Below are 7,888 nucleotides of genomic sequence, written 5' to 3' on the forward strand. Positions count from 1 at the left end.
CCATAAGTATTGAGGTCAAACCAGTGTCACATAATTGTTAAAATTATTTTTCAATTATCTCACGTTACGGATTGACATTATTTGCGCAAACACGTTCAATGAAATGGCTATCTAGCAGAAGAGGAGCACTGCCCAGGCAGGTGTTTTGTGGAACCGCATTTCCAATACAAAACATTCATGGGGAGCAGTGCCGAGATAATAAAAGGATGCAGGACCTTTATTATCGGTTGAGCGGGCTGAATCCCGTTAACTGTCGCCATTTCTATATGGTGAAGAGCTTCTGAGGTTACTATTCTAATAATTCCTCTCTTTTTTGCTCTAAAACTCTCTTCGAAAAACATCGGACGTTGGATTACCCAACAGTAATTTTATTTTAGGAAATCGTGGGAGATATATCGTGAGTGCATCTAATGTAGCTGGTTCTTTTAATGTCGCTAAGTTTGGTGGAACAAGTGTTGCCAACTTTGAAGCAATGAGCCGTTGTGCTGCCATTATTGAAAACAACTCAAATACGAAACTGGTCGTGAGTAGCGCATGCTCTGGCGTGACTAACCTGCTTGTTGAACTCGCGAATGGTGTTCAAGATAAAACTCGTCGCCAAGAACTAGTGACACAGTTAACCGACATTCATAATACGATTCTTGCTCAGCTAGCTGACCCAATTAGCATTGAAAAAGATATGCACTGTATTCTGGATGATATTGCGAGCGCTGCAGAAGCCGCATCATTCCAAGCCAGTACCAAACTCACCGATCACCTAGTGGCATGTGGCGAACTGATGTCGACACATATCCTCGCTCAAATCATTCGCGAACGTGGTACACCAGCGGCTCGTTTTGATATCAGAGAAGTGATGCGCACCAATGATGATTTCGGTAAAGCAGAACCACAACTGGAAGATATTGCAGCCCTTGCACAGCAGAAACTGATTCCACTTTGCGAAGAACAAGTTGTCGTTACCCAAGGTTTTATCGGTGCCGACAGCGAAGGTAACACCACAACGTTAGGTCGTGGCGGCAGTGATTACTCAGCTGCACTGATTGCGGAGTCGGTACAAGCGATTGGCTTAGAAATTTGGACTGATGTTCCAGGCATCTACACCACAGATCCACGCATCGCATCGAAAGCATCTCCTATCCCAGAGATCAGCTTCAGTGAGGCATCTGAGATGGCAAACTTTGGCGCGAAAATATTACACCCTTCAACTCTGGTTCCTGCACTACGCCATCAAATCCCTGTTTTTGTCGGCTCATCAAAAGCACCAGAGCTTGGTGGAACATGGATTCGTCAACAAGTTGAAAGCTCTCCTCTGTTCAGAGCGCTTGCCCTACGCTGCAACCAAACCATGGTTACGCTACGCAGCGCTAACATGTTCCATGCCTATGGTTTTTTGGCAAAGGTATTCGAGATCCTGGCTAAACATAAGATCTCAGTCGATCTTATCACTACCTCAGAGATCAGTGTCTCACTTACTCTCGATCAAACCGATACCTCTGGTGGTGCTCCTGAGTTACCTGAAGCCGCTCGCCTTGAGCTTGAAGAGTTGTGTTCCGTAGATATTGAGCACGACCTATGCCTTGTTGCTCTTATTGGTAACAACATGAGCGAAAGCAAAGGCTATGCAAAGCAGGTATTCGGCACTCTAGAAGATTTCAACCTACGTATGATTTGTTACGGAGCAAGCCCACACAACCTATGCTTCTTGCTAGATGAATCTGTGTCTAAGTTGGCGATTCAAAAACTTCATCAAGAGTTATTTGAGTAGGTAGTCCGTTTATCATCGACAGATAAATAACTAAATTACAGATACAAAAAGGGTTGCTATTAAGCAACCCTTTCTCTTTTTTACATTGCGAAGCAAAGCTCGTTATAGATTCAAACTAGTTAATGTTTGGGCCTAACCACTTCTCAGCTTCCAACATATCCCAACCTTTACGGTCGGCATAGCTATCCACTTGATCCTGTTGAATCTGTGCAATCGCAAAGTATCGGGCATCAGGATGTGAAAAGTACATACCAGACACTGAAGCACCAGGCCACATCGCGTAGCTCGTTGTTAGTGACATGTCGATCGCTTTTTCAACGTCCATCAACTCCCACAACGTTCCTTTTTCTGTATGTTCTGGGCAAGCAGGGTAACCTGGAGCTGGACGAATACCTTGGTACTTCTCACGAATCAAATCGTCGTTAGACAAGTCCTCATCTGGCGAGTAACCCCAAATATCCTTTCTCACTTCTTTATGCAGATACTCCGCGAACGCTTCAGCCAATCGGTCAGCAACCGCTTGAATCATGATGGCATTGTAATCATCGCCATTGGCTTTGTATTCATCAGCCAATTCACGTTCACCAATCCCCCCCGTTACGGCAAAACCGCCAATCCAGTCCGCTTTCCCGCTTTCTTTTGGAGCGATGTAATCAGACAAACAGTAGTTAAAACCTTTTGGCTTCTCGGTTTGTTGACGAAGGTTGTGTAAAACCTTTAACACTTCAGTACGAGATTCATCGGTATACACTTCGATATCATCGCCAACGCTGTTAGCAGGGAACATCGCACACATCCCACGAGCTCCAAGTAATTTCTCTTTCTGTACTCGATCCAATAAATCGTTGGCATCTTTGAATAAGCGTTTCGCTTCCTCGCCCACTTCTTCATGACTAAGAATTGCAGGGTATTTACCGACCAATGACCATGTCATAAAGAATGGAGTCCAGTCGATGTACTGACGCAAAGTTGCCACATCAAAATCATTAAAGATGTGAACTCCCGGTTTAGCGGGTGCCGGTGGCGTGTAAGCATCCCAATCGATAGCTACTTTATTAGCACGTGCTCTTTCAAGAGTGACCGGTTTAGTACGAGGCTTCTTACGATTATGCTGATCGCGAACGCGATCGTAATCAATATTCAACTTCTCAACAAATGCAGGTTTCAATTCGTTAGATAGCAACGAAGTACACACACCCACCGCACGTGAAGCATTGTTTACGTAGACCACAGGCTCAGAGTAGTTCCGTTCAATCTTAACGGCTGTATGCGCTTTAGATGTGGTTGCTCCACCGATGAGAAGAGGCAGTTTAAAGCCTTGTCTTTCCATTTCTTTCGCAACATGCACCATCTCATCCAGGGAAGGAGTGATCAAACCCGAAAGGCCAATGATATCGACGTTTTCTTCCTTAGCGACCTTAAGGATTTTTTCACATGAAACCATCACGCCTAAATCGATAATTTCGTAGTTATTACACTGCAAGACAACGCCCACAATATTTTTTCCAATATCGTGAACATCTCCTTTTACGGTCGCAAGTAAGATTTTTCCGTTAGTTGCACCTACGTCTTTGGTTGCATTGATAAATGGCTCTAGATGGGCTACCGCTTGCTTCATAACACGTGCAGATTTCACCACTTGAGGAAGGAACATCTTACCTTCACCAAAGAGGTCACCAACCACATTCATACCATCCATTAATGGGCCTTCTATCACCTCGATAGGGCGAGAGGCATTAACACGAGCTTCTTCGGTATCTTCAACAATAAAGTCGGTAATACCTTTCACTAAGGAATGCTCTAAGCGTTTTTCTACTGGCCAGGTACGCCACTCTAAAGCAGATTTATCTTCAACTTTTCCAACTGCACGCTCTAGATATTCAGTTGCGATATCTAGCAAGCGCTCAGTGGAATCATCTCGGCGGTTTAGAACCACATCTTCAACGGCTTCACGTAAATCCTCAGGGACATTATCGTAAATCTCTAATTGCCCAGCATTTACGATGCCCATATCCATACCGTTTTTAAAGCAGTGGTATAGGAATACTGCGTGGATAGCCTCACGAACGTAGTTATTACCTCGGAATGAGAACGAAACATTCGATACACCACCAGAAATCATCGCATGAGGTAAGTCTCGTTTGATGTCCCCTACAGCTTCAATGAAATCGACCGCATAGTTGTTATGCTCATCAATACCTGTCGCCACAGCAAAAATGTTCGGGTCAAAAATAATATCTTCAGGTGGGAAGCCCACTTCATCAACCAGAATATTGTAGGCATTAGTGCAAATCTCAACCTTACGCTCTCGAGTATCAGCTTGGCCAACTTCATCGAACGCCATCACGATAACGGCAGCACCATATCGGCGAACCAGTTTCGCTTGTTCGACAAACTTCTCTTTCCCTTCCTTCAATGAGATCGAGTTAACGATGCCTTTACCCTGAATACATTTCAGACCCGCTTCAATAACTTCCCATTTTGAAGAGTCGACCATGACTGGCACTTTCGAGATCTCAGGCTCAGACGCACATAGATTAAGGAATTTAACCATACACGCCTCAGCGTCTAGCATCCCTTCATCCATGTTGATATCGATAATTTGAGCGCCATTCTCAACTTGCTCTCGAGCCACACTCAAAGCTTCATCATATAGCTCTTCTTTGATAAGGCGCTTAAAGCGAGCAGAGCCCGTAACGTTAGTTCGCTCACCCACGTTAACAAACAGAGATTCCTTGGATATCGTCAATGGCTCTAAACCAGAGAGACGACAAGAGACGGGTAAATCTGGTAATTGGCGCGGTGTTACACCTTCAACAGCTTCTGCCATTTGGCGTATATGTTCTGGCGTCGTACCACAACAACCACCAATTAAGTTCAAGAAACCACTTTCAGCCCATTCCTTGACGTGTTCAGCCATATCTTCGGGAGAAAGGTCATACTCACCAAATGCGTTAGGTAAACCCGCATTAGGGTGTGCAGAAACATGACATTCGGAGATACGAGACATCTCACCGACATATTCGCGCAATTCATCTGGACCTAATGCACAGTTCAATCCAAATGAGATAGGTTTTACATGACGAAGGGCATTATAGAATGCTTCTGTTGTTTGTCCGGAAAGCGTCCGACCAGATGCATCTGTGATAGTACCGGAGATCATAACCGGTAAAATGATACCTACTTCTTCAAAGACAGATTCAACCGCAAAAGCACACGCTTTCGCGTTTAACGTATCGAAGATAGTTTCAATAAGAATTAAGTCTGAACCGCCCTTGATAAGCGCACGAGTCGATTCAGAGTAAGCCTCAACAAGTTCATCAAAGCTAACATTACGATAGCCCGGATCATTAACATCTGGAGAGAGAGAACAAGTTCGGTTAGTTGGACCTAACACACCCGCCACGAAACGGGGTTTATCAGGAGTCTTCACTGTCCATTCATCTGCCGCTTCACGAGCCAACTTAGCAGCAGCATAGTTAATTTCTTCGCTAAGACTTTCCATATCATAGTCGGCCATAGCGATGGTTGTAGCGTTAAAGGTATTGGTCTCGAGGATATCAGCACCGGCTTCCAAATACTCCATATGGATATCTTTGATAAGCTTAGGCTGCGTAAGTACCAAAAGGTCATTGTTACCTTTTAAGTCACTATGCCAATCAGCAAATCGCTCACCGCGATAGTCTTGCTCTTCCAATTTATAATCCTGAATCATGGTACCCATACCACCATCGATCAGTAAAATTCGTTGCTTCAACAGAGCCTCAATCTTTTGCCTTACATTACTTCCCACGATACAACCTCATTCCTTTAATTATCTCTCCATCCTACCACACATTCAAAAGGAGTCTAGACGTCTAAAATATGAAGTAAATGACCAAGTCATGACAAAAAAATGTTTGCTATTTGAGCATGAGAGAACGAGAATTAATATTCATATTTTGTTACATATTGAGTTCCCAATGTCGGTCTATTACACCTTATGCTTCTTGTCCGCTGCTGCCATGCTTATTGCTTTCGTTAATACCAAAATTGGTAAAATGCAGACAACCATCGCCATCACAGCTGGTTCAATGATGCTATCTCTATTGATTATCATTGCGGGACAAAACAATTGGTTCCAATTGGCTGACATCGCCTCAGAAACCGTTGCCAGTATCAATTTTGAAGACTTCCTCCTGAAAGGAATACTGGGATTCTTACTCTTTGCAGGTGGTTTGGGGATTAAGTTACCTAATCTAAAAGATCAGAAATGGGAAATAACGGTACTCGCTCTTGGTGCTACACTATTTTCGACATTCTTTATTGGCTTTGTACTTTATGGATTCTGTCAATTTATCGGTATTCAATTTGACCTAATTTATTGCTTACTGTTTGGTTCTCTAATATCTCCAACCGATCCAATAGCTGTATTAGCAATAGTGAAGAAGCTCGATGCTCCCAGACGAATCTCTACTCAAATAGAGGGAGAATCTCTATTCAACGATGGTTTTGGCCTAGTCATCTTCGTAACCCTATTTACCATTGCGTTCGGCACAGAAGCACCGACTGTAGGTAGCGTGACCATGTTATTCGTCCAAGAGGCTATTGGCGGTATCGTATACGGATTTGTTTTAGGTTTGATATTCCACTATCTAATCAGCAACACCGATGACCACTCGATGGAGTTGCTATTAACCATCGGTATTCCTACAGCTGGTTATGCTTTTGCAGAGGTTCTGCATGTATCTGGACCATTAGCAATGGTGGTATCTGGTATCATGATAGGCAACTGGACACGCTTCATCGGATTTTCTAAGGAAAGTGAGGATCACCTAGACCATTTCTGGGAATTAATAGATGAGTTCTTAAATGGCGTACTATTCTTGTTGATTGGTATGTCTATGCTGCTATTCAAGTTCCACCAAGAAGATTGGATTTTGATGGCGTTCGCAGTTCCTCTAGTATTGAGTGCTCGCTACCTAAGTGTTTTCTTGTCTTATATTGGATTTAAACGCTTTAGAACTTACAACCCGTGGTCAACTAAGATTCTAACTTGGGGTGGTTTACGCGGAGGCTTAGCTCTAGCCATGGCACTTTCAATCCCTTCAGGTATCTGGGTGATTGAAGACAAGGCAATAGATGTTAAAGAGATAATCCTCGTTATGACCTATGCTGTTGTTGTATTCTCTATTCTGGCTCAAGGATCAACAATCACTCCAATGATAGAAAAAGCGAAACAAGCTGAGAAAGAATTGGATTAACACCGAAAAATATAAACGAAGGTCGCTTAGTATAAGCGGCCTTTTTTGTACCTGTGTCCATCAACAAGCACGCCTCTCTAGCCTACAAGTTGCTCCCTATCTCTGACCACTACTTTAGTCATGATTGCTATCTGCAATCACGACTCTTTGTCGTACCTAACTCTTCCAAACAGGCCAACAAGCAACCACCAGTTTGAGTGCATTCGAGCGAAGATAAACACAAAGTATTTACGGAAATAAATTAAGTAAAGATACATGGCCTTCTTTTCAAGTGAAGTATTGAAAGCATAATAAAGTGTAGAAAGAGAACCACGATCGAAGAGGAATTGTAATTAGAGTAAAGCTTCGCACACCAATGTTCTAGAACCGAAACTTCTCTATAGAACATCTGATGCAGTAGCAAGAAGGGTCTAGTCTTTCTACCGGGGCGTGCAGTCTAGATCCTTAAATATGCCAGAGGAGGACTGAGTCGGCACTCCGGAGATTCAACCAAACTGGTAAGTTAGGAGGACGCCTAGTTCTCCCAACATTGCTTCGAAGAAGCAACAGACGTAAAAAAACCTAGCATTTCTGCTGAGGCTTTGTATGTGGCAGGAGTAGAGGTTTAGACTCCCAACACGCGCTATTTTGGCAAGCCGGAGAATCCGCTGCTTTGCTAATGGCGTATAATTAGCTTCAGAAAGCAAAAAGGCCCTAGCATTTCTGCTAGAGCCTTAAATATGGCAGGGGTGGAGAGATTCGAACTCCCAACACGCGGATTTGGAATCCGCTGCTCTGCCAATTGGAGCTACACCCCTATTTCAGTTTTAAAGAGCTGAACCTCTGAATAAGTGGCGGAGTGGACGGGACTCGAACCCGCGACCCCCGGCGTGACAGGCCG

3 protein-coding genes, 1 tRNA gene and 1 riboswitch are annotated in these 7,888 nt (G+C 43.8%); of the genes, 2 read left to right on the top strand and 2 right to left on the bottom strand.

Features of this window, described 5'->3' with window-relative positions; translation table 11 throughout:
* The first annotated feature begins 110 nt into the window (after positions 1–110).
* A riboswitch (Lysine riboswitch) is annotated at positions 111–288 on the top strand.
* 109 nt (positions 289–397) lie between these two features.
* Positions 398–1,765 carry a lysine-sensitive aspartokinase 3 gene (gene lysC / locus ACED53_RS06195; RefSeq protein ID WP_017099432.1) on the top strand — a complete coding sequence of 456 codons (1,368 nt, stop codon included), beginning with the start codon at positions 398–400 and terminating at the stop codon, positions 1,763–1,765.
* Positions 1,766–1,880: 115 nt separating this feature from the next.
* On the opposite strand, the gene metH is transcribed toward lysC, so the two are convergent.
* On the bottom strand, positions 1,881–5,558 hold the full coding sequence (gene metH, locus ACED53_RS06200) for a methionine synthase (protein ID WP_017099431.1): 3,678 nt from the start codon (positions 5,556–5,558) through the stop codon (positions 1,881–1,883).
* Between the two features lie 169 nt (positions 5,559–5,727).
* Between metH and ACED53_RS06205 the strand changes: the two genes are divergently transcribed.
* A complete protein-coding gene (locus ACED53_RS06205; RefSeq protein ID WP_017099430.1) occupies positions 5,728–7,008 on the top strand; it encodes a sodium:proton antiporter in 1,281 nt (426 codons plus the stop codon).
* 720 nt (positions 7,009–7,728) lie between these two features.
* Here ACED53_RS06205 and ACED53_RS06210 read toward each other — a convergent pair.
* Positions 7,729–7,805 (bottom strand) — tRNA-Trp (locus ACED53_RS06210).
* Between the last annotated feature and the right edge of the window lie 83 nt (positions 7,806–7,888).

The organism is Vibrio sp. 1F169 (assembly GCF_041439605.1).
Classification (GTDB): Bacteria; Pseudomonadota; Gammaproteobacteria; order Enterobacterales; family Vibrionaceae; genus Vibrio; species Vibrio tasmaniensis_A.